The sequence below is a fragment of the Pseudomonas sp. URIL14HWK12:I5 genome (genome assembly GCF_900176445.1).
Taxonomy (GTDB): domain Bacteria; phylum Pseudomonadota; class Gammaproteobacteria; order Pseudomonadales; family Pseudomonadaceae; genus Aquipseudomonas; species Aquipseudomonas monteilii.
This window is the reverse complement of the sequence record NZ_FWXQ01000004.1, coordinates 124,324-148,146: the sequence shown is the minus strand read 5'-3', so window position 1 is coordinate 148,146 and position 23,823 is coordinate 124,324. Positions and strand designations below refer to the sequence as shown.

Here is a 23,823-nt window from a genome sequence, read left to right as displayed (position 1 = left end):
GGCCATGGCGCTGCCCGGACGCGCAGCGCGCTTGGCGCCAGTGGTGGACATGGCCGAGGAGGCCGAGCGCAAGGCCGCTCAGCGCGTTGGGCACTTTCAGCAGCAGGTGGCCACGGCTCAGGCCAAGTTGGCCGAGCTGGAGCGTTTTCGCGAGGACTACCAGCTGCAGTGGATCAACCGTGGCGGGCAAGGCGTGAATGGCAGCTGGCTGGTCAACTACCAGCGTTTTCTGGGGCAGCTGGAAACGGCCATGACCCAGCAGCGTCAGAGCCTGGTGTGGCACCAGAACAACCTCAACAACGCCCGTGGTACCTGGCAGCAGGCCTATGCCCGGGTGGAGGGATTGCGCAAGCTGGTGCAGCGCTACAGGGATGAGGCCCGGCGAGCCGAAGACAAGCGTGAGCAGCGGTTGCTGGATGAGCTGTCGCAGCGTTTGCCCCGACAAAACCTTTAGCCAAAGCCTTGCGCTGCCCCCTGTAGGAGCGGCCTTGTGGAAACAGCATTCTTGCCACCCCTGGCATCGCCTGCTAAACCTTAATGGAGTTGCATCCGCCATCATCGAAGGAATCGCTAGCATGGCAGTCGAGACTGATTTTTCGCAGGATGGGAAAAAGCTGACGATCAAGATCAAGGGGCGCTTCGATTTCGGCAAGCATCAGGAATTTCGAGACGCCTACGAACGCCAGCCCGATCGCCCCGATTCGGTGATCGTCGACCTGAAAGACACCACCTACCTCGACAGCTCCGCGCTCGGCATGCTGCTGTTGCTGCGCGACCATGCGGGTGGCGATGAGTCGGATGTGCGGGTGGTGCATGCCAGCTCCGACGTGCGCAAGATACTCGCCATCTCCAATTTCGAAAAACTCTTCGATATCAGTTGAGCGCCGACATGCCGGCCGAACAGCCGTTGACCGTGCTGGTCGCCGAGGACGGTGCCGCCGACCGCCTGCTGCTGGCGCAGATTGTCCGTCGCCAGGGCCACCAGGTATTCACCGCGGAAAACGGCGAGCAGGCAGTGGCGCTGTTTCAGGAGCGCAGCCCACAGCTGGTGTTGCTGGACGCCCTGATGCCGGTAATGGACGGCTTCGAGGCGGCGCGGCAGATCAAGGCCCTGGCCGGCGAGGCGCTGGTGCCGATCATTTTCCTGACGTCGCTGAACGAAGAGGAAGGCTTGGTGCGCTGCCTGGAGGCGGGTGGCGATGACTTCATGGCCAAGCCCTACAGCGCGGTGATCCTCGCTGCCAAGATCCGCGCCATGGACCGGTTGCGCCGGTTGCAAGCCACTGTGCTTGAGCAGCGTGACCAGATCACCCGGCACCATCATCATCTGCTCAACGAGCAGCGGGTGGCCAAGGCTGTTTTCGACAAGGTGGCCCACTCCGGTTGCCTTTCTGCGCCCAACATCCGCTACCTGCAGTCGCCGTATGCGCTGTTCAACGGTGACCTGATGCTGGCTGCGTTCACCCCGGGCGGTGACATGCGCGTGCTGCTGGGCGACTTTACCGGCCATGGCCTGCCAGCGGCGGTTGGCGCCATGCCGCTGGCCGAGGTGTTCTACGGCATGACCGCCAAGGGTTACGGCATGGCGCCGATCCTGCGCGAGATGAACGCCAAGCTCAAACGCATCCTGCCGGTGGACATGTTCTGTTGCGCGATGCTGCTCAACCTCAATGTGCAGCGCGGCTCGGTGGAGGTGTGGAATGGCGGTATGCCCGATGGCTATCGGCTGTCGGTGGATGGCCAGGTGCTGTCAGCGCTGAGCTCGCGGCATCTGCCGCTGGGTATTCTGGCTGCCGAGCGTTTTGATGACAGCACCGAGGTGCTTCCCTTGGCGCCGGGTGAGCGCCTGTTGCTGCTGTCGGACGGCGTGCTCGACACGGCGGACGATCAGGAGCGCCTGTTCGGTGTGCAGCGCCTGCTGGCGGTGCTGGCCGACAACCGCGACCCGGTGCGGTTGTTCGACGAAGTGATGCAGGCCCTGGCGCGCTTTGGCGGGCACCCGCGCGACGACATCAGTTTGTGTGACATCCGCATGTTCGGCGCCGAAGAGCGGGTGCCGGCACCGATGATCTACGCTGATAGCGGTCGCTTCAGCCCGCAGGACTGGTCGCTGGGCTTCGAAGTGCGGGGCGAGAGCCTGAAGTGCTTTAACCCGATTCCTTACCTGGTGCAGTTGTTGCAGGAGATTCATGGGCTTCGTGCGCGTACCGGCAGCTTGCACAGCGTCCTCAGCGAGTTGTATTCCAATGCTCTGGAGCATGGTGTGCTAGGGCTGGACTCGCAGCTCAAGCGCGATGTGCAGGGTTTTGCCGACTATTATCAGGAGCGCGCCCGGCGCCTGGGCGTGCTGACAGACGGCTTTGTGCGCATCGATTTCAAGGTTGAACCGCTTGCCGATGGCGGGCGTCTGAGTATCGAGGTCCGCGACAGCGGTGCGGGTTTCGATGTGCAGCGGGTACTGTCGCGGCCTTCGCTGGACCAGGGGCTGAGCGGGCGTGGCCTGAACCTGGTGCGGCGGTTGGCCAGCGATGCGCGCTGGAGTGAAGGCGGGCGTTGCGCGCATGTGGCGTTCGTATGGTGAGCCACTGGCTGGCTCGGGCATAATCTGGCTTGATCAAGGAGTGAGCAAGTGACTGACATGCATATTGACCACAAGGTACTCAGTGACCTGCGTGAGGTCATGGAGGATGGCTACCTGCAGTTGGTGCAGACGTTTCTCGACGATTCCGAGCGGCGGCTGGGCCAGTTACACGCGGCCAAAAGCGCCGAAGAGCTGGGTGCGGCCGCCCACAGCTTCAAGGGTAGCAGCAGCAACATGGGGGCTATTGCCCTGGCCGGCCTGTGTCAGCAGCTGGAAGAGCGTGCACGGCGCCCCCCGCTGTACGGTATCGAAGACTTGATCAGCCGTATCGACCAGGAGTTCGTCGAGGTGCAGCGCTTCTACCGTGGTGAGCAGCAACGTATTTCAGCAGGCTGATACACAACTTGGCGCGAGTCTTGCCTGTTTCTGGGCGGATTATTCTTTTGTTTCTGGCGCGGAGACCGCTCGATGCCTGTCGCACCCAACCCTTTGTTGCAAGCCAACGCCATTGCCAGTGCCTCGCGCTCTGCCACCGCACAGGCGGACAAACCGCTGCAGGCGCTGGGCGACAAGGGCGACGGCTTTGGCCAGGTGATGGCACGGCAGGGGCGTGACAAGGCAGCCTCGCAGGACGACAAAGTCGCCCAGGCAAAGCCCAAGGACAAACCTGAGGCGCCAGCGCACGGCAAGAAAGACCCGGCTGACAAAACGGCTGTTGCCGATGACGGCAACAAATTGCCAGCAGACGATGCGTCCCAGGCCGATACCGGGGTGCGTGATGCCAACCTGGTGGCCGGCCAGGTCACTGACGCCCAGCCCGGTGCGCAACTGATCCAGGCCCAGGCCGAGGCGGTAGCGCCGGTGCTGCAGGCCGCCACGGCGCAGGTTGGCGCGCTGCCCGAGGAGCCTTCCGCCGAAGAGGCTTTCGACCCGGATGCAGACCCTCTGGCCAACCTGCCAACCTTGCGCCTGGCGCTGGAGCAGAGTGCTCAAGCCAAGGGGGCTACATCGGCGCATGCCCTTGACCCTTCCCAGGCGCAGGGGGAGGAGGGTCGGGTAGCCGTCAATACCTTGGCGAATCTGATCGAGAGTGCCGAGGGTGAGGCGGGAGAGTCTGGCGACAAGGCCTTTGGTGCCTTGCTGGAGGATGGCCTGAAGGACACCAAGAGCGCCAGCAGCGACACCCGTGTCGATGACTTCGCCAACCGCCTGGCCAGCCTGACCCAGGCTGCCACGGCCAAGACCGCCAGCGCCGTGCCGGCCAGCGCCAGCCCGTTGCACCAGCCGTTGCCGATGAACCAGGGTGCGTGGGCGGAAGGTTTGGTCAACCGGGTCATGTACCTGTCCAGCCAGAACCTGAAATCTGCAGACATCCAGCTGGAGCCCGCAGAGCTGGGCCGCTTGGACATTCGCGTCAATGTTGCGGCGGACCAGTCGACCCAGGTCACCTTCATCAGTGGCCACGCCGGTGTGCGTGACGCCCTCGACAGCCAGGTACACCGCCTGCGCGAGCTGTTTGCCCAGCAGGGGCTGGCCCAGCCGGATGTCAACGTCGCCGACCAGTCGCGCGGGCAGCAACAGCAGCAGGGGCAGGCGCAGGGCAGTAACCTGTCCGGCGTGGCCGCGCGGCGGGCGGAGCAGGGTGGGGGTGAGGTTGTAGACAGCGCCCGTCCTGTGGAGCAACAGGTCGTTATTGGTGACAGTGCGGTCGATTACTACGCGTAGATCTCGATTGGCTGCACTGGCCTCTTCGCGGGTCAGCCCGCTCCCACAAGATCTCCATAGATTCCGGATCCTCTGCAGTACCTGTGGGAGCGGGCTTGCCCGCGAAGACGCCAACACCGCAAATCCTGTTGAAACCCATCCTTTGCAAAATCTGGCATAACACTTGCTCAAGCCAAGCCATCCTCCCTTGAACCCCCGATGGACGACGGATTATTGGCATGGCGAAGAGCGAAGCAGTCAAAGACCCCGCCACTAAAGGCAAACTCAAGCTGATCCTGCTGGCTGTCGTCGGCCTGTTGCTGGCGATCGGCCTTTCGGTGGGCGCTACCTGGTTCATCATGCACAAGAGCGAGTCGGCCCCGGCCGCCGAGCCTGCGGCCAGCAACGTCAAGCCTGCGGCCATCTACGAGGCGCTGACCCCGGCCTTCGTGGTCAATTTCAACCAGAACGGCCGCCAGCGCTACATGCAGTTGAGCATCACCCTGCAGGCGCGCAACCAGGCCGACCTGGATGCGCTGAAGGTGCACATGCCGGTGATTCGCAACAACCTGGTGATGATGTTCTCCGGACAAGGCTTCGACACCCTGGCCAGCAGCCCGGTCGGGCAGGAGATGCTGCGTCAGAAGGCCACTGCGGTGGTGCAGGAAGTGGCCCAGAAGGAAGTCGGCAAGCCGGTCATTGACCAGTTGCTGTTCACCAATTTCGTATTGCAGTAGGAGTCCGCAATGGCCGTACAGGACCTGCTGTCCCAGGATGAAATCGATGCCCTGTTGCACGGCGTCGACGACGGGCTGGTGCAGACCGAGAGTGCATCCGAGCCTGGCAGTATCAAAAGCTACGACCTGACCAGTCAGGACCGTATCGTACGGGGTCGCATGCCGACCCTTGAAATGATCAACGAGCGCTTCGCCCGTTACACCCGTATCAGCATGTTCAACCTGCTGCGCCGTTCTGCCGACGTGGCCGTGGGCGGTGTGCAGGTGATGAAGTTCGGCGAATACGTGCACTCGCTGTACGTACCCACCAGCCTCAACCTGGTCAAGATCAAGCCGCTGCGCGGCACCTCGCTGTTCATCCTCGACGCCAAGCTGGTGTTCAAGCTGGTGGACAACTTCTTCGGCGGCGATGGCCGCCACGCCAAGATCGAAGGCCGTGAATTCACGCCGACCGAGCTGCGCGTGGTGCGCATGGTGCTGGACCAGTGCTTCGTCGACCTCAAGGAAGCCTGGCAGGCCATCATGCCGGTCACCTTCGAGTACATGAACTCCGAGGTCAACCCGGCCATGGCCAACATTGTCGGCCCCAGCGAGGCGGTGGTGGTGTCCACTTTCCACATCGAGCTGGACGGCGGCGGCGGCGACCTGCACGTAACCATGCCGTACTCGATGATCGAGCCGGTGCGCGAAATGCTCGACGCCGGTTTCCAGTCCGACCTGGACGACCAGGACGAGCGCTGGGTCAAGGCCCTGCGCGAAGACGTGCTGGACGTGGCGGTGCCCATGACCGCCACGGTCGCCCGGCGCCAGTTGAAGCTGCGCGACATTCTGCACATGCAGCCTGGCGACGTGATCCCGGTGGAGCTGCCCGAGCACCTGGTGTTGCGCGCCAATGGCGTGCCGGCGTTCAAGGCGCGGCTGGGTTCGCACAAGGGCAACCTGGCCCTGCAGATCATCGACCCGATCGAGCGCCGCTGACGGCGTGCCGGTCGCTCATAACGAATTGAATGCCTGTCGAGGAAACCATGGCTAACGAAAACGAGATCACCTCCCCAGAGGACCAGGCGCTGGCCGACGAGTGGGCTGCGGCCCTGGAAGAAACCGGCGCGGCCGGCCAGGCCGATATCGATGCACTGCTGGGCGGTGACACTGGCAGCACCAGCGGCCCGGGCCGCCTGCCGATGGAAGAGTTCGCCAGCTCGCCGAAGCCGAACGAAAACGTCAGCCTCGAAGGCCCGAACCTGGACGTGATCCTGGACATCCCGGTTAACATTTCCATGGAAGTGGGCAGCACCGAGATCAATATCCGTAACCTGTTGCAGTTGAACCAGGGTTCGGTGATCGAACTCGATCGCCTGGCCGGCGAGCCGCTCGACGTGCTGGTGAACGGTACGCTGATCGCCCATGGCGAAGTGGTGGTGGTCAACGAGAAGTTCGGCATCCGCCTGACCGACGTGATCAGCCCCAGCGAACGTATCAAGAAGCTGCGCTGAGTGAAGGGCACAATGCGCGCCCTTGCGGCGTTGGCGGTGCTGCTGGCCAGTAGCGCGTGCCTGGCCGCGGCCACGCCGGCAGCTACCCCGGCGACACCGCCTGGCAGCCTCGGCGGGCAGCTGGCGCAGATGGTTTTCGGCCTGTTGCTGGTGGTGGGCCTGATCTTCTTCCTGGCCTGGATGCTGCGGCGCCTGCAGAGCACGGCAGTGAAGGGCGGGCAGGTGATCGAGATTGTCGGCAGCCGGGCCATTGGCCCGCGTGACCGCCTGTTGCTGGTGCAGGTGGGGAAGGAGCAGATCCTGATCGGCCATACCCCGGGCAGCATCGAGGCCCTGCATGTTATGGCCGAACCCGTGGATGTGCCGGATGGCGCTCGTCAGGCGACGCCGGAGTTTGCTCAGCGGCTGATGGAGCTGATGGGCAAAAACCCTAAGGACAACAAGTGATGAGCGGCGCGCTGCGTACGTTGTTGACTCTGGCGCTGCTGCTGGCTGCGCCGCTGGCCCTGGCTGCCGACCCGCTGTCGATCCCGGCCATTACCCTGTCCAATACCCCGGACGGGCAGCAGGAGTATTCGGTCAGCCTGCAAATCCTGCTGATCATGACTGCGCTGAGCTTCATCCCGGCGTTCGTCATCCTGATGACCAGCTTCACCCGCATCATCATCGTGTTCTCGATCCTGCGCCAGGCCCTGGGCCTGCAGCAGACGCCCTCGAACCAGTTGCTCAACGGCATGGCGCTGTTCCTGACCCTGTTCATCATGGCGCCGGTGTTCGACCGGGTGAACACGGATGCCCTGCAGCCGTACCTGAAGGAGCAGATGACCGCCCAGCAGGCCATCGAAAAAGCCCAGGGGCCGCTCAAGGACTTCATGTTGGCGCAAACCCGGCAAAGCGACCTCGACCTGTTCATGCGCCTGTCCAAGCGCACCGACATCGCCGGCCCCGATCAGGTGCCACTGACCATTCTGGTGCCGGCGTTCGTCACCTCCGAGTTGAAGACCGCGTTTCAGATCGGCTTCATGATCTTCATCCCGTTCCTGATCATCGACATGGTGGTGGCCAGTGTGCTGATGGCCATGGGTATGATGATGCTGTCGCCGCTGATCATCTCGCTGCCGTTCAAGATCATGCTGTTCGTGCTGGTGGATGGCTGGGCGCTGATCATGGGCACCCTGGCCAGCAGTTTCGGCGGCGTCTGACGCCGTCAAGGAGAGACGCCGATGACACCTGAAGTTGCTGTCGACCTGTTCCGTGATGCTCTGTGGCTGACCACTTTACTGGTCGCGGTGCTGGTTGTGCCGAGCCTGTTGGTGGGCCTGATGGTGGCGATGTTCCAGGCCGCCACGCAGATCAACGAGCAGACCCTGAGCTTTCTGCCACGCCTGCTGGTAATGCTGATCACGCTGATCATTGCCGGGCCGTGGCTGGTGCAGAAGTTCATGGAGTACATCACCAGTCTCTACACCAGCATCCCGCAGCTGATTGGTTGACGCAGCGATGCTGGAACTGACCGATACGCAGATCGGCACCTGGGTCGCCACCTTCATCCTGCCGCTATTCAGGGTAACTGCGGTGCTGATGACCATGCCGATTTTCGGCACCCGCATGTTGCCGGCGCGGGTGCGCCTGTACGTGGCGGTGGCGATTACCGTGGTGATCGTGCCGGCATTGCCGCCGCTGCCCGAATTCGACCCGCTTAGCCTGCGTGGTTTGCTGCTGTGCTTCGAGCAGATCATCGTTGGTGCGCTGTTTGGCATGGCCTTGCAACTGCTGTTCCAGGCCTTCGTGATTGCCGGGCAGATTGTTGCGGTGCAGATGGGTATGGCCTTCGCCTCGATGGTCGACCCTGCCAACGGCGTCAACGTCACGGTAATCAGCCAGTTCATGACCATGCTGGTGAGCGTGCTGTTCCTGTTGATGAACGGGCACCTGGTGGTGTTCGAGGTGCTGACCGAGAGCTTTACCACCTTGCCGGTGGGGAGTGCGCTGGTGGTCAACCACTTCTGGGAGCTGGCCGGGCGCATGGGCTGGGTGTTCGGTGCCGGTCTGTTGTTGATCCTGCCGGTGATCGCTGCGCTGCTGGTGGTGAACATCGCCTTTGGCGTGATGACCCGCGCGGCGCCGCAGTTGAATATCTTCTCGATCGGCTTTCCGTTGACCTTGGTCATGGGCATGGCCATTTTCTGGGTCGGCCTGGCCGATATCCTCTCCCACTACCAGGCATTGGCCAGCGAAGCGCTGCAATGGCTGCGTGAATTGGCGAGGGCGCGCTGAGCATGGCGGAAAGCGAGAGCGGTCAGGACAAGACAGAAGAACCCACTGAAAAGCGCAAGCGCACAGCCCGCGAGAAGGGCGAGATCGCGCGCTCCAAAGAGTTGAACACCGTGGCGGTGACCTTGGCTGGCGCAGGTGGCTTGCTGGCGTTTGGTGGGCATCTGGCCGAGACCTTGCTGGCCATGATGCACATGAACTTCAGCCTGACCCGCGACATCATCGTCGACGAGCGCGCCATGGGCGCCTTTCTTCTGGCCTCGGGCAAGATGGCCATCTGGGCGGTACAGCCGATACTGATCCTGTTGTTCGTGATCGCCTTTGTCGCACCCATCGCCTTGGGTGGTTTTCTGTTTTCCGGCAGCCTGTTACAACCGAAGTTCAGCCGCATGAACCCGTTGTCGGGGATCAAGCGCATGTTCTCGGTGAATGCCCTGACCGAACTGTTGAAGGCGCTTGCAAAGTTTTTCGTGATTCTGGTGGTGGCGATAGTGGTGTTGGTCAACGACCGCCAGGCGTTGCTCTCCATTGCCAACGAGCCTTTGGAGCAAGCGATCATTCACAGTGTTCAGGTGGTCGGCTGGAGCGCGCTGTGGATGGCGGCCGGGTTGTTGCTGATTGCGGCGGCGGATGTGCCGTTCCAGTTATGGCAGGCGCACAACAAGCTGAAGATGACCAAGCAGGAGGTGCGCGACGAGTACAAGGACACCGAAGGCAAGCCCGAGGTCAAACAGCGTATTCGCCAGTTGCAGCGCGAGGCTTCGCAACGGCGCATGATGGCGGCGGTGCCGGATGCGGACGTGATCATCACCAACCCGACGCACTACGCGGTGGCCCTGCAATACGACCCGGAGAAGGGCGGAGTGGCGCCCCTGTTGCTGGCCAAGGGTACCGATTTCATTGCCTTGAAAATCCGCGAGATCGGCGTGGAGCACAAGGTACAGATCCTCGAGTCGCCAGCACTGGCGCGGGCGATCTATTACTCGACCGAAATTGAGCAGGAAATCCCCGCAGGCCTTTACCTGGCGGTAGCGCAGGTGCTGGCCTATGTGTTCCAGATCCGCCAGTACCGTGCGGGCAAGGGCAAACGGCCAGAGCCGCTGAAAGACGACCTGCCGATCCCGCCAGACCTGCGGCGTGATAGTTGATCTGTTCGCCTCGACACTTTCTGCGCCTATGAGACCGAGCGCCGCCCGCGCGGCGCTCGGTCTGACAGGCGCTAAATCCCTCAAGGCATACAAAGTTGGAAGGCTTCTTGCAAAGCCACGCCCAGGCGCCCCCTGTGCGTCAAAGTTTTGCATCAAGAGGACTCGCGGTGGATCGCACTCAGTTAATCAGCAACGCCCGTAACAACCTGGCCGGGCTCGGCCGGGGCAACCTGGGTGTGCCGCTGTTGCTGCTGGTGATGTTGGCAATGATGATGTTGCCGATTCCGCCGTTCCTGCTAGACGTGTTCTTCACCTTCAACATCGCGTTGTCGATCGTCGTGCTGCTGGTGTGCGTGTACGCCCTGCGCCCGCTCGACTTCGCCGCATTCCCGACCATCCTGCTGGTGGCCACGCTGTTGCGCCTGGCCCTGAACGTGGCCTCCACGCGTGTGGTCATGTTGCACGGCCAGGAGGGTCACGGCGCCGCCGGTAAAGTGATTCAGGCTTTCGGTGAGGTGGTAATCGGCGGCAACTACGTGGTCGGTGCCGTGGTGTTCGCCATCCTCATGATCATCAACTTCGTGGTGGTGACCAAGGGTGCCGGGCGTATCTCGGAAGTGAGTGCGCGTTTCACCCTCGACGCCATGCCCGGCAAGCAGATGGCCATCGATGCCGACCTCAACGCCGGCCTGATCGACCAGGCCCAGGCCAAACACCGCCGTGCCGAGGTGGCGCAAGAGGCCGAGTTCTACGGCTCGATGGACGGTGCCAGCAAATTCGTCCGTGGGGACGCCATCGCCGGCTTGCTGATCCTGTTCATCAACCTGATCGGCGGCATGCTCATCGGCATGCTGCAGCACGGCATGAGCTTCGGTGACGCCGGCAAGGTGTACGCCCTGTTGACGATCGGTGACGGTTTGGTGGCGCAATTGCCATCACTGCTGTTGTCCACCGCCGCCGCGATCATGGTCACCCGTGCCTCGGGCTCCGAGGACATGGGCAAGCTGATCAACCGGCAGATGTTCGATTCGCCCAAGGCGCTGGCCGTGTCTGGCGCGCTGATGATCGTCATGGGCCTGGTGCCGGGCATGCCCCACGTGGCATTCCTCAGCCTCGGCTTGTTGGCCGGTGGTGGCGCCTACCTGGTGTGGAAGAAACAACAGAAGACCAAGTTGCAGGCGCAGCAGGAAGCGCAACGCCAGCAGGACCTGCTGCCCTCGCCTCAGCGTGCGCTGGAGACCAAGGAGCTGGGCTGGGATGACGTCACGCCGATCGACATGATCGGCCTGGAAGTCGGCTACCGGCTGATTCCGCTGGTCGACCGCAACCAGGGCGGCCAGTTGCTGGCACGGATCAAGGGTGTACGCAAGAAGCTGTCGCAGGACCTGGGTTTCCTCATGCCCACCGTGCACATTCGTGACAACCTCGACCTGCAGCCCAGCGCCTATCGCCTGACCCTGATGGGGGTGATCCTGGCCGAAGCGGAGATCTATCCGGACCGGGAGCTGGCGATCAACCCCGGGCAAGTGTTCGGCACCCTGAACGGCATTGCCGCGCGCGACCCGGCGTTTGGTCTGGAGGCGGTGTGGATCGACGTCGGCCAGCGTTCCCAGGCACAGTCGCTGGGCTACACCGTGGTTGACGCAAGTACCGTGGTTGCCACCCACCTCAACCAGATCCTGCAGAAGCACTGCCACGAGCTGATTGGCCACGAAGAGGTTCAGCAACTGCTGCAGGTGCTGTCCAAGGCATCGCCTAAACTTGCAGAAGAGCTGGTGCCGGGTGTCATTTCCTTGTCGGGCCTGCTGAAGGTGCTGCAAGCGCTGTTGTCGGAACAGGTGCCGGTGCGCGATATTCGCAGTATTGCCGAAGCCATCGCGAACAACGCTGGCAAGAGTCAAGATACCGCCGCGCTGGTAGCGGCAGTGCGCGTCGGATTGTGTCGCGCCATCGTGCAAAGCATTGTCGGCGTTGAGTCGGAGCTGCCAGTGATTACCCTGGAGCCAAGGTTGGAACAGATTTTGCTCAATAGTCTGCAAAGGGCCGGGCAGGGTCAGGAAGAGGGTGTTCTTCTGGAGCCTAGCATGGCCGAGAAGCTGCAACGTTCGCTGATCGAAGCGGCCCAGCGCCAGGAAATGCAGGGCCAGCCGGCCATTCTTCTGGTCGCCGGCCCGATCCGCGCCATGCTGTCGCGTTTCGGTCGCCTGGCTGTACCGAATTTGCATGTTCTGGCGTATCAGGAAATACCTGACAACAAGCAAGTCACCATCGTTGCCACCGTGGGCCCTAACGGCTGAGGTAGTGGATAATGCAAGTTAAGCGATTTTTCGCCGCCGATATGCGTCAGGCCATGAAACTGGTCCGTGATGAGCTGGGCGCCGATGCCGCGATCATTGGCAACCGCCGTATTGCCGGTGGTGTCGAACTGACGGCCGCGCTGGACTACAAGCTGTCCGCCCTGGCCCCACGCGTGCCCAACGCCGAGCTGGAAGAAGAGCTGCGCAAGACGCACACGCGCATCGCCACGGCTCAGGCCGAGCTGGACCACCGCCAGGACAGCAGTGACAACAACCGCCAATTGTTCGCCGGGCAGTCGCTGACCGCCGCCGAGCCGTTGATCGAGCCGCACGTCGATGCCCCCGAGGCGGCGACTGCTGCCCCGGCCGCTGCGCCAGTAGACCCGCGCCTGTTCGATGCCATGCGCTCCGAGCTGTCGGGCCTGCGCGAGTTGCTGGAAGTGCAGCTCGGGTCGCTGGCCTGGACCCAGTTGCAGGGCAGCAAGCCGCAGCAGGCCAACCTGTGGCGGCGCCTGCAGCGCATCGGCCTGTCCGGCCCGATTGCCCGCGAACTGCTGGACCTCACCACCGAGATCGAAGAGCCACGCCAGGCCTGGCGCATGCTGCTGGCGCACCTGGCGCGCATGATCGAAATCCCGGAAATCGAGCCGATCGAAGAGGGCGGGGTGATCGCCATGGTTGGCCCGGCCGGCATGGGCAAGACCACCACCCTGGCCAAGCTTGCCGCCCGCTACGTGCTCAAGTACGGCGCGCAGAACCTGGCGCTGGTGAGCATGGACAGCTTCCGCATCGGCGCCCAGGAGCAGCTCAAGACCCTGGGCCGCATCCTCAACGTGCCAGTGACCTACGTCGACCCGGGCCAGTCGCTGGCTGCGGCGCTGGAGCCACTGCTGCGCAAGCGCGTGGTGCTGATCGATACCGCCGGCCTGCAGGCCAGCGACCCGGCGCTGCGCATGCAGCTGGAAACCCTGGCCGGGCGTGGCATTGCTGCGAAGAACTACCTGGTGCTGGCCACCACCAGCCAGAAGCAGGTGCTGACCGCCGCCTACCACAGCTACAAGCGCTGTGGCCTGGCCGGCTGCATCCTGACCAAGCTCGATGAAACGGCAAGCCTTGGCGACGTGTTGAGCCTTGCCATCAGTCATGAACTGCCCGTGGCCTACCTCACCGATGGCCCGCGCATTCCTGACGACCTGCACCTGCCGCGTGGTCACCAACTGGTCTCCCGCGCAGTCAATGTGCAGCAGCAGGACGAGCCCAGCGAAGAGGCCATGGCCGACATGTTCGCTGATCTCTACCACAACCCACGGCGAGCGGGTTGACCATGAAGCGTGTGCAAAGTAGCTATGCCAAGGGGTACGCAGAATTGCCCCACGTGTGGCCTGAGTCCCAGCGAGACAAGGTAAAGAACAGACATGGGTAGCATGCATCCCGTACAGGTGATCGCCGTGACCGGTGGCAAAGGTGGCGTCGGCAAGACTAACGTTTCAGTGAACTTGTCCCTGGCGCTGGCCGAGCTTGGCCGCAGGGTCATGCTGCTTGACGCCGACCTGGGCCTGGCCAACGTCGACGTGTTGCTGGGCCTTACCCCCAAACGTACCCTGGCCGATGTCATCGAAGGGCGCTGCGAGCTGCGTGACGTGATGCTGCAAGGCCCTGGCGGTGTGCGCATCGTGCCGGCGGCCTCGGGCACCCAGAGCATGGTGCACCTGGCCCCGGCCCAGCATGCGGGCCTGATCCAGGCGTTCAGCGAAATCGGCGACAATCTCGACGTGCTGGTGATCGACACGGCTGCGGGTATCGGTGACTCGGTGGTCAGCTTCGTTCGCGCTGCCCAGGAAGTGCTGCTGGTGGTGTGCGACGAACCCACCTCGATCACCGACGCTTACGCCCTGATCAAACTGCTGAACCGCGATTACGGCATGAACCGTTTCCGCGTGCTGGCCAACATGGCACAGAGCCCGCAGGAAGGGCGCAACCTGTTCGCCAAGCTGACCAAGGTCACCGACCGCTTCCTTGACGTTGCCCTGCAGTACGTAGGCGCCGTGCCGTACGACGAGTGCGTGCGCAAGGCGGTGCAAAAGCAGCGTGCCGTCTACGAAGCCTTCCCTCGCTCCAAGTGCGCGCTGGCCTTCAAGGCGATTGCCCAGAAGGTCGACAGCTGGCCGCTGCCGGCCAACCCGCGCGGCCATCTGGAGTTTTTCGTCGAGCGCCTGGTGCAGCCCACCAGCGCGGGACCTGTGCTATGAACGCCAGCGGCTTCAAGATGTACAGCCGGGCGGCCAAAGACGCCCAGTGCGAGCTGATCGAGCGTTATGCGCCGCTGGTCAAGCGCATTGCCTACCACTTGCTGGCGCGGTTGCCAGCCAATGTGCAGGTCGAGGATCTGATCCAGGCCGGCATGATCGGCCTGCTGGAAGTGGCCAGCAAGTATGACGCCAGCAAGGGTGCCAGCTTTGAAACCTACGCCGGCATCCGCATTCGCGGGGCCATGCTGGATGAGGTTCGCAAAGGCGACTGGGCACCGCGTTCGGTGCACCGCAACACCCGTATGGTCAGTGACGCGATGCGTGCCGTAGAGGCCAGAACGGGCCGGGACGCTAAAGATCATGAAGTTGCTGCCGAACTCCAGTTGAGTCTCGATGATTACTACGGGATCTTGAACGACACCCTGGGCAGCCGACTGTTCAGCTTTGACGACCTGTTGCAGGACGGCGAGCACGAAGGGCTTCACGAGGATGGTGCCAGTGGCCATATCGAACCTGCGCGTGGCCTGGAGGACGAGCGCTTCCAGGCTGCCCTGACCGAAGCCATTGCCAACCTGCCGGAGCGCGAGCGCCTGGTGCTGGCGCTGTACTACGACGAAGAGCTGAACCTCAAGGAAATCGGTGAGGTGCTGGGTGTCAGCGAATCGCGGGTCAGCCAGTTGCACAGCCAGTGTGCCGCACGTCTGCGCAGCCGCCTGGGGGAATGGCGGGCACGTTGAGCCCGCTGTCGTTGCAGCCGTTTTCCACATGCGTTTTCCATGTTGCACCGAATTGATTGAATGCGCGCTCGGGGCCGAGCGCGTTTGAGACTGCTTGGAGGTCTACTTGAACAAAGACATGAAAATCCTCATCGTTGACGACTTTTCGACGATGCGGCGGATCATCAAGAACCTGTTGCGTGACCTGGGCTTCACCAACACCGACGAAGCCGATGACGGCACCACGGCGCTGCCGATGCTGGAAAACGGCCACTATGACTTCCTGGTGACCGACTGGAACATGCCGGGTATGTCCGGCATCGACCTGCTGCGTAAAGTGCGCGCCAGCGACAAGCTGAAAAGCATGCCGGTACTGATGGTGACCGCTGAAGCCAAGCGCGACCAGATCATCGAAGCGGCTCAGGCCGGCGTCAATGGTTACGTGGTCAAGCCGTTCACCGCCCAGGTGCTCAAAGAAAAGATCGAGAAGATCTTCGAACGCGTCAACGGCTGAGTCACGTCAGGGGGCGCGCCATGGATTCATCACAAACCTCTTTGGGCGAGTTCGAATCGACCCTGAAGAAACATGCCCAGGAGTTGGTCGAAAGCCTGGAGCGCGGCCGCTTCGGCGAGGCGGTGCAGCTGATTCACGAGCTGAACCAGACCCGCGATCGTGGCCTGTACCAGGAAGTCGGCAAGCTGACCCGCGAGCTGCACAGCGCCATCGTCAGCTTCCAGATCGACCCGACCATGCCGCAAGCCGAGGAGGTGTCGCAGATTACCGACGCCACCGAGCGCCTGTCGTACGTGGTCAAGCTGACCGAGGGCGCGGCCAACCGCACCATGGACCTGGTCGAGGAAAGCACCCCGGTGCTCAACGACCTGGCCAGCGAGGCCAAGGCCCTGAGCACCGACTGGCAGCGCTTCATGCGCCGCGAAGTGGCTGCGCCGGAATTCCGTGATCTGGTCAAGCGCGTCGACAGTTTCCTGACGCACAGCGCCGAAGGTAACCGCAAGGTCGCCGGCCACCTCAATGACATTCTGCTGGCTCAGGACTATCAGGACCTGACCGGTCAGGTGATCAAACGCGTCACCACATTGGTGACCGAAGTCGAAAGCAACTTGCTCAAGCTGGTGTTGATGGCCAGCCAGGTCGACCGGTTTGCCGGCATAAAACATGACCACGATCAACTGCGCGCAGAAAAAGATGCAGAAAAACATCCGACTCGGGGTGAAGGTCCGCAGATTCATGCCGATAAGCGTGAAGACGTCGTGTCCGGTCAGGACGATGTCGATGATCTGCTGTCCAGCCTGGGTTTTTAAGGAGCACGTTTGATGAGCTTCGGCGCCGATGAAGAAATCCTCCAGGATTTCCTGGTAGAAGCCGGCGAAATTCTTGAGCAACTGTCCGAGCAACTGGTCGAGCTGGAAAGCCGGCCCGACGATGCCGACCTGCTCAATGCGATCTTTCGCGGTTTCCACACTGTTAAAGGGGGCGCCGGCTTCCTTCAGCTGAACGAGCTGGTGGAGTGCTGCCATATTGCCGAGAACGTGTTCGACGTCCTGCGCAAGGGTGAGCGCCGGGTCGATGCGGAACTGATGGACGTGGTGCTCGAGGCACTGGATACGGTCAACAGCATGTTTGGCCAGGTGCGCGAGCGCGCCGAAGTGACCCCGGCCACCCCCGAGCTGCTGGCGGCGTTGTCACGCCTGGCCGAGCCCGGTGGCACCGAAGTGGCTGCGCCGTCTGCTGCTGTGCCCGAGCCGGTTGCCGAGGCGCCCGCCGCAGCCCCGGTCGAGGACCAGGACATCACCGACAGCGAGTTTGAACAGTTGCTCGACTCGCTCGATGCGGTCAAGGCGCAAGCGGCGGCCGACGAGCAGATGCAGGGCGAGACCATCAGCGGCGAGGGTGACGAAATCACCGATGCCGAGTTCGAGTCGCTGCTTGATCAGTTGCACGGCAAAGGCCAATTCAGCACCGAGGTGGCAGCCGCGCCGGTAGCCGCGTCTGCCGAACCGCTCAGTGATGAAATCACCGACGCCGAGTTTGAATCGCTGCTCGACCAGTTGCATGGCAAGGGCACCTTCCAGGCTGATGCATTGCCAGCCGCCAAGGCGCCCGCCGTGGAGGGCAACCCCGCAGCGACCAGCGACGAAATCAGCGAACATGAGTTCGAGGCGTTGCTGGACCAGCTGCATGGCAAGGGCAAGTTCGGCGGTGAAGTTGCCGCAGTCGAAGCGCCTGCTGCAGCCAAGGTGCAAGCACCTGCCGCAGCCAAGGCCGACAGCCAGCCGGTTGCCAAGCCTGCCGCTGCAGCGCCGGCCAGCAAGCCAGCAGCGGCACCCCGTGCGCCGGCCCCGGCCGCCGACAAGCATGCTGTCAGCGAAGCGGAAACCACCGTGCGTGTGGACACTGCGCGCCTGGACGAGATCATGAACATGGTCGGCGAACTGGTGCTGGTGCGTAACCGCCTGGTGCGCCTGGGCCTGAACAGCGGCGACGAGGCCATGTCAAAGGCCGTGTCCAACCTCGATGTGGTCACTGCCGACCTGCAGACGGCGGTGATGAAAACCCGCATGCAGCCGATCAAGAAAGTGTTTGGCCGCTTCCCGCGGCTGGTGCGCGACCTGGCCCGCCAGCTGAAAAAAGAGATCAACCTGGAGCTGGTCGGCGAAGAGACCGACCTGGACAAGAACCTGGTTGAGGCCCTGGCCGACCCGTTGGTGCACCTGGTGCGCAACGCTGTCGACCATGGTGTCGAGATGCCTGATGAGCGTGAAGCGTCTGGCAAGGCGCGTACGGGCCGCGTGGTGCTGTCTGCCGAGCAGGAAGGCGACCACATCCTGCTGTCGATTTCTGACGACGGCAAGGGCATGGACCCTAACATCCTGCGTGCCAAGGCCGTGGAAAAGGGCCTGATGGACAAGGATGCCGCCGAGCGCTTGAGCGAGTCGGACTGCTACAACCTGATCTTCGCGCCAGGGTTCTCGACCAAGACCGAGATTTCCGACGTGTCCGGGCGTGGCGTGGGCATGGACGTGGTGAAGACCAAGATCTCCCAGCTCAACGGTTCGATCAACATCTACTCGGCCAAGGGCCAGGGCTCGAAGATCGTCATCAAGGTACCACTGACCCTGGCGATCATGCCCACCCTGATGGTGATGCTGGGCAACCAGGCGTTCGCCTTCCCGCTGGTCAACGTCAACGAGATCTTCCACCTCGACCTGTCGCGCACCAATGTGGTCGACGGCCAGGAAGTGGTGATTGTGCGTGACAAGGCGCTGCCGCTGTTCTACCTCAAGCGCTGGCTGGTCCAGGGCCAGGTGCACGAAGAGCAGCACGAGGGCCATGTGGTGATCCTGTCGGTCGGCACCCAGCGCATCGGGTTTGTCGTCGATCAACTGGTTGGCCAGGAAGAAGTGGTCATCAAGCCGCTGGGCAAGATGCTGCAGGGCACCCCGGGCATGTCCGGGGCCACCATCACCGGTGACGGGCGCATTGCGTTGATTCTCGACGTCCCGAGCATGCTCAAGCGTTACGCCGCGCGGCGTATTTGATTTCGGTGGCGCACCCTGGCGGGCTGCGCCGCCTAATGGAGTGTTTATGGCAGTCAAGGTCCTGGTGGTGGATGATTCCGGTTTCTTCCGCCGCCGCGTCTCGGAAATCCTCTCGGCGGATCCGACGATCCAGGTAGTGGGTACCGCGACCAACGGCAAGGAAGCAATCGACCAGGCGCTGGCGCTCAAGCCCGATGTCATCACCATGGACTACGAAATGCCCATGATGGATGGCATTACCGCAGTGCGGCACATCATGCAGCGCTGCCCGACGCCAGTGTTGATGTTCTCCTCGCTGACCCACGAAGGCGCCCGCGTCACCCTCGATGCCCTGGATGCCGGGGCGGTGGATTACCTGCCGAAAAACTTCGAAGACATCTCGCGTAACCCCGAAAAGGTCAAGCAGATGCTGTGCGAGAAGGTGCACACCATCTCGCGCAGCAACCGTCGCCTGGGCAGCTATGCCCGCACCGCGCCGGTCGCTGTGCCTACGCCGGCCAGCAGCCCTGTGCCGACAAGCAGCTTTGCCAGCCCGACGCCAGCCCGCGCTGCGGCGCCTGCCCGAGCGGCGGCCCCGGCCCCTGGCCCGGCGGCATCGCATTCGCCTGCCCCCAAGCGCAAGCCATACAAACTGGTCGCCATCGGCACCTCCACGGGTGGCCCGGTGGCCCTGCAGCGGGTGCTGACCCAGTTGCCGGCCAATTTCCCGGCGCCGATCGTGCTGATCCAGCACATGCCGGCGGCGTTCACCAAGGCCTTTGCCGAACGCCTCGACAAACTGTGCCGCATCAGCGTCAAGGAGGCCGAGGACGGCGACATGCTGCGTCCGGGCCTGGCCCTGCTGGCCCCTGGTGGCAAGCAGATGATGATCGATGGCCGTGGTACGGTGAAGATCCTGCCTGGTGACGAGCGCTTGAACTACAAGCCATGCGTGGACATCACCTTCGGTTCGGCGGCCAAGTCGTATGGCGACAAAGTGCTGTCGGTGGTGCTCACCGGCATGGGCGCCGATGGCCGTGAAGGTGCACGCCTGCTCAAGCAGGGCGGCAGCACGGTGTGGGCCCAGGATGAAGCCAGCTGCGTGATCTATGGCATGCCCATGGCCATCGTCAAGGCCAACCTGGCCGACGCGGTGTACAGCCTGGACGAAATCGGCAAACACTTGGTGGAGGCCTGCGTCTGATGGACGTCCTCAGCCTGATCGGCCTGATCCTCGCCTTTGTCGCCATCGTCGGTGGCAACTTCCTCGAAGGCGGCCATGTCGGTGCCCTGATCAATGGCCCGGCGGGGCTGATTGTGCTGGGTGGTACCCTGGCGGCCGCTTTGTTGCAGTCGCCGCTTTCATCGTTCAAGCGTGCCTTGCAGATTTTGCGCTGGATCCTGTTCCCGCCACGGGTCGACCTGGCGGGTGGCATTGACCGCGTGGTGAACTGGAGCCTGACCGCACGCAAGGAAGGCCTGCTGGGCCTGGAAGGGGTGGCCGACAGCGAGCCCGACCCGTATGCGCGCAAGGGCCTGCAACTGCTGGTGGACGGCGCCGAGCCGGAAGCCATCCGCAGCATCCTTGAAGTCGACTTTTTGACCCAGGAAAGCCGTGATATCCAGGCCGCCAAGGTGTTCGAAAGCATGGGCGGCTATGCGCCGACCATCGGCATCATTGGTGCGGTAATGGGCCTGATCCACGTCATGGGCAACCTGGCCGACCCGTCGCAGTTGGGCAATGGTATTGCCGTGGCCTTTGTCGCCACGATCTACGGTGTGGCCAGTGCCAACCTGATCTTGCTGCCGGTCGCCAACAAGCTCAAGGCCATTGTCATGCGCCAGTCGCGCTACCGCGAAATGCTGCTCGAAGGTCTGCTGTCGATTGCCGAGGGTGAGAACCCGCGCTCGATCGAGCTGAAGCTGCAAGGCTTCATGGAGTAACTCATGCGTCGCCGCCGTCATACCGAGGAACACGAAAACCACGAACGCTGGCTGGTGTCGTATGCCGACTTCATCACCTTGCTGTTCGCCTTTTTCGTGGTGATGTACTCGATTTCCTCGATCAACGAGGGCAAGTACAAGGTCATTTCCCAGGCTTTGCTCGGGGTCTTCAATGACCCTGAGCGCAGCATGAAGCCGATCCCCATCGGCGATGAGCAGCCGTTGAGCGTGCGCCCGGCAGAGCCGCTGGTGAAGGACAGCGAGCAGACCGAGGCGGGCCTGGCGGCAACCAACGTCGACCCGCTGAAAACCATCAGCGAGGATGTACGGGATGCCTTTGGCGACCTGATCAACAGCAATCAGATGACCGTGCGCGGCAACGAGCTGTGGATCGAGATCGAGCTGAACTCGTCGCTGCTGTTCGGCAGCGGCGATGCCATGCCCAGTGACAAGGCGTTTGCCATCATCGAAAAGGTGGCCAACATTCTCAAGCCGTTCGCCAACCCGGTGCACGTCGAGGGCTTTACCGACAACCTGCCAATCCGCACCGCGCAGTACCCGACCAACTGGGAGCTGTCGTCGGCACGGGCGGCGAGCATCGTGCGCCTGCTGGCGATGGAAGGGGTGAATCCGGCGCGCATGGCGTCGGTGGGCTATGGCGAGTACCAGCCGGTGGCCAGCAACGACACCGCCGACGGCCGCGCGCGCAACCGCCGTGTGGTGCTGGTGATATCGCGCAACCTTGAAGTGCGCCGTAGCCTGACTGGCTCGGGCAGTGCCAATGCCACGCCGGATGCTGCACTACGGCGCGCTGGCACACAAAGTGCACCTGCAACGCCAGCAACGGTGGCGGGGCAGTAACTCGTCAATTCTCCGTCACTGAATTTCACACCGTTCCCGGCAGGGCAGGCGGCCATACCGGGAGGAAGCAACGCACGATGAGAGTCTGGGCAGTAGCCAATCAAAAAGGTGGCGTCGGCAAGACCACCACGACCATCGCCCTGGCCGGCCTGCTGGCAGAGGCCGGCAAGCGCGTGGTCGTCGTCGACCTCGACCCGCACGGTTCGATGACCAGCTATTTCGGGCACAACCCCGATGCTCTGGAGCACAGCTGCTACGACCTGTTCCTGCACAAGGGTGCGGTACCCGAGGGCTTGCCTGGGCAATTGCTGCTGCCCACCAGTGACGAGCGCATCTCGCTGTTGCCGTCGAGCACCGCGCTGGCCGTGCTGGAGCGCCAGTCGCCGGGGCAGAACGGCCTGGGTCTGGTAATCGCCAAGAGTCTGGCGCAGCTATGGCAGGATTTCGACTTTGCCCTGATCGACAGCCCACCCTTGCTCGGCGTGCTGATGGTCAATGCCCTGGCCGCCAGCCAGCAGCTGGTGATCCCGGTGCAAACCGAGTTTCTCGCGGTCAAGGGCCTGGAACGCATGGTCGGCACCTTGGCCATGGTCAACCGCTCGCGCAAGCAGGCGCTGCCGTATCAGATCGTGCCAACCCTGTTCGACCGCCGTACCCAGGCCTCGCTGGGCACGCTCAAGCAGTTGCGTGACAGTTACGGCCAGCAGGTGTGGCAAGGCTACATCCCGGTGGATACGCGCCTGCGTGACGCCAGCCGCAAGGGTGTCACGCCCTCGCAGTTCGACAGCAAGAGCCGTGGGCTGGTTGCCTACCGGGCGCTGCTCAAACACCTGTTGACCTACAAGACTGCGGCGCAGGTGGCCTGATGACCCAGATACAGAAAACCGGCACCCGCCCGCAGTTGGCCTTGCAGTCGTACCTCGATGGCCTGCTTCAGGAGGCTACCGAGGCCGAAGGCCTGTTCGAGCCGCCGGTTGTAACGGACGATTTCGCCGAAGCGGTGCGTGAGGAACAGGCGCGTGATGCCCGGCAACCGACCGTGCCGGCGCCGGCCGAAACTGCCGCAAGCTTCCCGCCGCGGCCTTTTGCCGAGCCAAAGCTGGCGGTGCTGCCTGCCGTCATGCCGGTGGAAGCGCCTGTGGTGACGGTGGTCGAACAAGCGGTAGTCGCCGAGGCCAGTATTCCGGTACTGGTTGAAGAGCAGACCGTGGAGCTGGCGGTTCCGCTGGTGGATGTGCACTTGCCGGCACCGGACCTGCCGGTGCCGCCAGCCAGCGTCGACGGCCGTCCGGTGTGGGCCGCCGAGCCGTTCGAATGCCTGCTGTTCGACGTGGCTGGCCTGACCCTGGCGGTGCCGTTGGTGTGCCTGGGCTCGATCTACAACCTGGCCGGCCAGGAGTTGACGCCGCTGTTCGGCCAGCCCGACTGGTTTCTCGGCATCCTGACCTGCCAGGCGGGTAACCTGAAGGTGCTGGACACTGCGCGTTGGGTGATGCCCGACCGTTATCGCGATGATTTTCGCCAAGGCCTGAATTACGTGATTTCCGTGCAGGGCTACGAATGGGGGTTGGCCGTGCACCAGGTTAGCCGCTCGTTGCGTTTGGACCCGTCCGAAATCAAATGGCGCAGCCAGCGCGGCCAGCGCCCGTGGCTGGCCGGCACCGTAATCGAACACATGTGTGCACTGCTTGATGTCGCCGCGTTGGCCGAGCTGATCGCCAGCGGCGCGGTCAAGCAGATGCACGCTAAACAAAAATGACCGAACACACCGCCAATGGCGGATTTTGAGGGCTAGGGGAATGAAAAAGTCGTCTGCACAAGGTTCCGAAGATCCGATCCTGCAGTGGGTTACCTTCCGTCTGGACAACGAGTCCTACGGCATCAACGTGATGCAGGTACAGGAAGTGTTGCGCTACACCGAGATCGCCCCGGTGCCGGGTGCGCCAAGCTACGTGCTGGGCATCATCAACCTGCGCGGCAACGTGGTGACGGTGATCGACACCCGCCAGCGTTTTGGCCTGATGCCGACCGAAGTCACTGACAATACCCGCATCGTCATCATCGAGGCCGACAAGCAAGTGGTCGGCATTCTGGTCGACAGCGTGGCGGAGGTGGTGTACCTGCGCCAGTCCGAAATCGAGACCGCGCCAAACGTGGGTAACGAAGAGTCGGCCAAGTTCATTCAGGGCGTCTGCAACAAGAATGGCGAATTGCTGATTCTGGTCGAGCTGGACAAGATGATGACCGAGGAAGAGTGGTCCGAGCTGGAGAATATCTGA

The 23,823-nt window shown here is 62.8% G+C and carries 26 protein-coding genes; all 26 read left to right on the top strand.

Annotated elements, in window-relative coordinates:
* The first annotated feature begins 4 nt into the window (after positions 1–4).
* The 26 genes from fliJ to B9A31_RS11005 all read left to right on the top strand — a co-directional run bounded on the left by fliJ (position 5) and on the right by B9A31_RS11005 (position 23,823).
* Positions 5–454 carry a flagellar export protein FliJ gene (fliJ, locus tag B9A31_RS11130; protein WP_019099661.1) on the top strand — a complete coding sequence of 150 codons (450 nt, stop codon included), beginning with the start codon at positions 5–7 and terminating at the stop codon, positions 452–454.
* A gap of 121 nt (positions 455–575) precedes the next feature.
* Positions 576–881, top strand: a complete 306-nt coding sequence (locus B9A31_RS11125; RefSeq protein WP_016711787.1) for an STAS domain-containing protein — start codon at positions 576–578, stop codon at positions 879–881.
* A gap of 8 nt (positions 882–889) precedes the next feature.
* On the top strand, positions 890–2,581 hold the full coding sequence (locus B9A31_RS11120) for a fused response regulator/phosphatase (RefSeq protein WP_019099662.1): 1,692 nt from the start codon (positions 890–892) through the stop codon (positions 2,579–2,581).
* 48 nt (positions 2,582–2,629) lie between these two features.
* Positions 2,630–2,977: an Hpt domain-containing protein gene (locus B9A31_RS11115; protein ID WP_019099663.1), complete on the top strand. Its 348-nt coding sequence runs from the start codon at positions 2,630–2,632 to the stop codon at positions 2,975–2,977.
* A gap of 72 nt (positions 2,978–3,049) precedes the next feature.
* Positions 3,050–4,306, top strand: a complete 1,257-nt coding sequence (locus B9A31_RS11110; RefSeq protein WP_025753837.1) for a flagellar hook-length control protein FliK — start codon at positions 3,050–3,052, stop codon at positions 4,304–4,306.
* A gap of 218 nt (positions 4,307–4,524) precedes the next feature.
* Positions 4,525–5,022 (top strand): flagellar basal body-associated protein FliL, encoded by a 498-nt coding sequence (gene fliL, locus B9A31_RS11105; RefSeq protein ID WP_025753836.1) that lies wholly within the window; start codon positions 4,525–4,527, stop codon positions 5,020–5,022.
* Positions 5,023–5,031: 9 nt separating this feature from the next.
* Positions 5,032–6,000 carry a flagellar motor switch protein FliM gene (gene fliM, locus B9A31_RS11100; protein ID WP_012273501.1) on the top strand — a complete coding sequence of 323 codons (969 nt, stop codon included), beginning with the start codon at positions 5,032–5,034 and terminating at the stop codon, positions 5,998–6,000.
* A 47-nt stretch (positions 6,001–6,047) separates the two neighbouring features.
* Positions 6,048–6,515, top strand: coding sequence for a flagellar motor switch protein FliN (gene fliN, locus B9A31_RS11095; protein ID WP_025753835.1), 468 nt, complete (start codon positions 6,048–6,050; stop codon positions 6,513–6,515).
* A 12-nt stretch (positions 6,516–6,527) separates the two neighbouring features.
* Positions 6,528–6,962: a flagellar biosynthetic protein FliO gene (gene fliO, locus B9A31_RS11090; protein ID WP_016711781.1), complete on the top strand. Its 435-nt coding sequence runs from the start codon at positions 6,528–6,530 to the stop codon at positions 6,960–6,962.
* Complete coding sequence (fliP, locus tag B9A31_RS11085; RefSeq protein ID WP_019096540.1) at positions 6,962–7,717, top strand: flagellar type III secretion system pore protein FliP; 756 nt, start codon at positions 6,962–6,964, stop codon at positions 7,715–7,717. Before fliO ends, fliP begins: the two co-directional genes overlap by 1 nt.
* Positions 7,718–7,738: 21 nt before the next feature.
* Positions 7,739–8,008, top strand: coding sequence for a flagellar biosynthesis protein FliQ (gene fliQ, locus B9A31_RS11080; protein ID WP_016711779.1), 270 nt, complete (start codon positions 7,739–7,741; stop codon positions 8,006–8,008).
* A gap of 7 nt (positions 8,009–8,015) precedes the next feature.
* Positions 8,016–8,792, top strand: coding sequence for a flagellar biosynthetic protein FliR (gene fliR, locus B9A31_RS11075; protein ID WP_027609440.1), 777 nt, complete (start codon positions 8,016–8,018; stop codon positions 8,790–8,792).
* Positions 8,793–8,794: 2 nt separating this feature from the next.
* The gene (flhB, locus tag B9A31_RS11070; protein ID WP_027609441.1) at positions 8,795–9,937 is read left to right on the top strand and encodes a flagellar biosynthesis protein FlhB; all 1,143 of its coding nucleotides are present in this window, start codon (positions 8,795–8,797) and stop codon (positions 9,935–9,937) included.
* A gap of 167 nt (positions 9,938–10,104) precedes the next feature.
* Positions 10,105–12,234 (top strand): flagellar biosynthesis protein FlhA, encoded by a 2,130-nt coding sequence (gene flhA, locus B9A31_RS11065; RefSeq protein ID WP_019096543.1) that lies wholly within the window; start codon positions 10,105–10,107, stop codon positions 12,232–12,234.
* A gap of 11 nt (positions 12,235–12,245) precedes the next feature.
* Positions 12,246–13,556: a flagellar biosynthesis protein FlhF gene (gene flhF, locus B9A31_RS11060; RefSeq protein WP_016711775.1), complete on the top strand. Its 1,311-nt coding sequence runs from the start codon at positions 12,246–12,248 to the stop codon at positions 13,554–13,556.
* Positions 13,557–13,649: 93 nt separating this feature from the next.
* Positions 13,650–14,483 (top strand): flagellar synthesis regulator FleN, encoded by an 834-nt coding sequence (fleN, locus tag B9A31_RS11055; RefSeq protein ID WP_003254408.1) that lies wholly within the window; start codon positions 13,650–13,652, stop codon positions 14,481–14,483.
* Positions 14,480–15,220, top strand: coding sequence for an RNA polymerase sigma factor FliA (fliA, locus tag B9A31_RS11050; protein WP_019096544.1), 741 nt, complete (start codon positions 14,480–14,482; stop codon positions 15,218–15,220). Before fleN ends, fliA begins: the two co-directional genes overlap by 4 nt.
* A 118-nt stretch (positions 15,221–15,338) precedes the next feature.
* Positions 15,339–15,713, top strand: coding sequence for a chemotaxis response regulator CheY (locus B9A31_RS11045; protein WP_010955070.1), 375 nt, complete (start codon positions 15,339–15,341; stop codon positions 15,711–15,713).
* 20 nt (positions 15,714–15,733) lie between these two features.
* A complete protein-coding gene (locus B9A31_RS11040; protein ID WP_016711773.1) occupies positions 15,734–16,522 on the top strand; it encodes a protein phosphatase CheZ in 789 nt (262 codons plus the stop codon).
* 12 nt (positions 16,523–16,534) lie between these two features.
* Positions 16,535–18,760 (top strand): chemotaxis protein CheA, encoded by a 2,226-nt coding sequence (locus B9A31_RS11035; RefSeq protein WP_027609442.1) that lies wholly within the window; start codon positions 16,535–16,537, stop codon positions 18,758–18,760.
* Between the two features lie 46 nt (positions 18,761–18,806).
* The gene (locus B9A31_RS11030) at positions 18,807–19,943 is read left to right on the top strand and encodes a protein-glutamate methylesterase/protein-glutamine glutaminase (RefSeq protein WP_025753827.1); all 1,137 of its coding nucleotides are present in this window, start codon (positions 18,807–18,809) and stop codon (positions 19,941–19,943) included.
* Positions 19,943–20,683, top strand: a complete 741-nt coding sequence (locus tag B9A31_RS11025) for a flagellar motor protein (RefSeq protein WP_016711770.1) — start codon at positions 19,943–19,945, stop codon at positions 20,681–20,683. Before B9A31_RS11030 ends, B9A31_RS11025 begins: the two co-directional genes overlap by 1 nt.
* Before the next feature lie 3 nt (positions 20,684–20,686).
* The gene (gene motD, locus B9A31_RS11020) at positions 20,687–21,544 is read left to right on the top strand and encodes a flagellar motor protein MotD (protein ID WP_019096405.1); all 858 of its coding nucleotides are present in this window, start codon (positions 20,687–20,689) and stop codon (positions 21,542–21,544) included.
* Between the two features lie 77 nt (positions 21,545–21,621).
* Positions 21,622–22,410 (top strand): ParA family protein, encoded by a 789-nt coding sequence (locus B9A31_RS11015; protein ID WP_016711768.1) that lies wholly within the window; start codon positions 21,622–21,624, stop codon positions 22,408–22,410.
* On the top strand, positions 22,410–23,303 hold the full coding sequence (locus tag B9A31_RS11010) for a CheW domain-containing protein (RefSeq protein WP_016711767.1): 894 nt from the start codon (positions 22,410–22,412) through the stop codon (positions 23,301–23,303). The genes B9A31_RS11015 and B9A31_RS11010 overlap by 1 nt, the downstream gene beginning before the upstream one ends.
* A gap of 40 nt (positions 23,304–23,343) precedes the next feature.
* On the top strand, positions 23,344–23,823 hold the full coding sequence (locus B9A31_RS11005) for a chemotaxis protein CheW (protein WP_003254393.1): 480 nt from the start codon (positions 23,344–23,346) through the stop codon (positions 23,821–23,823).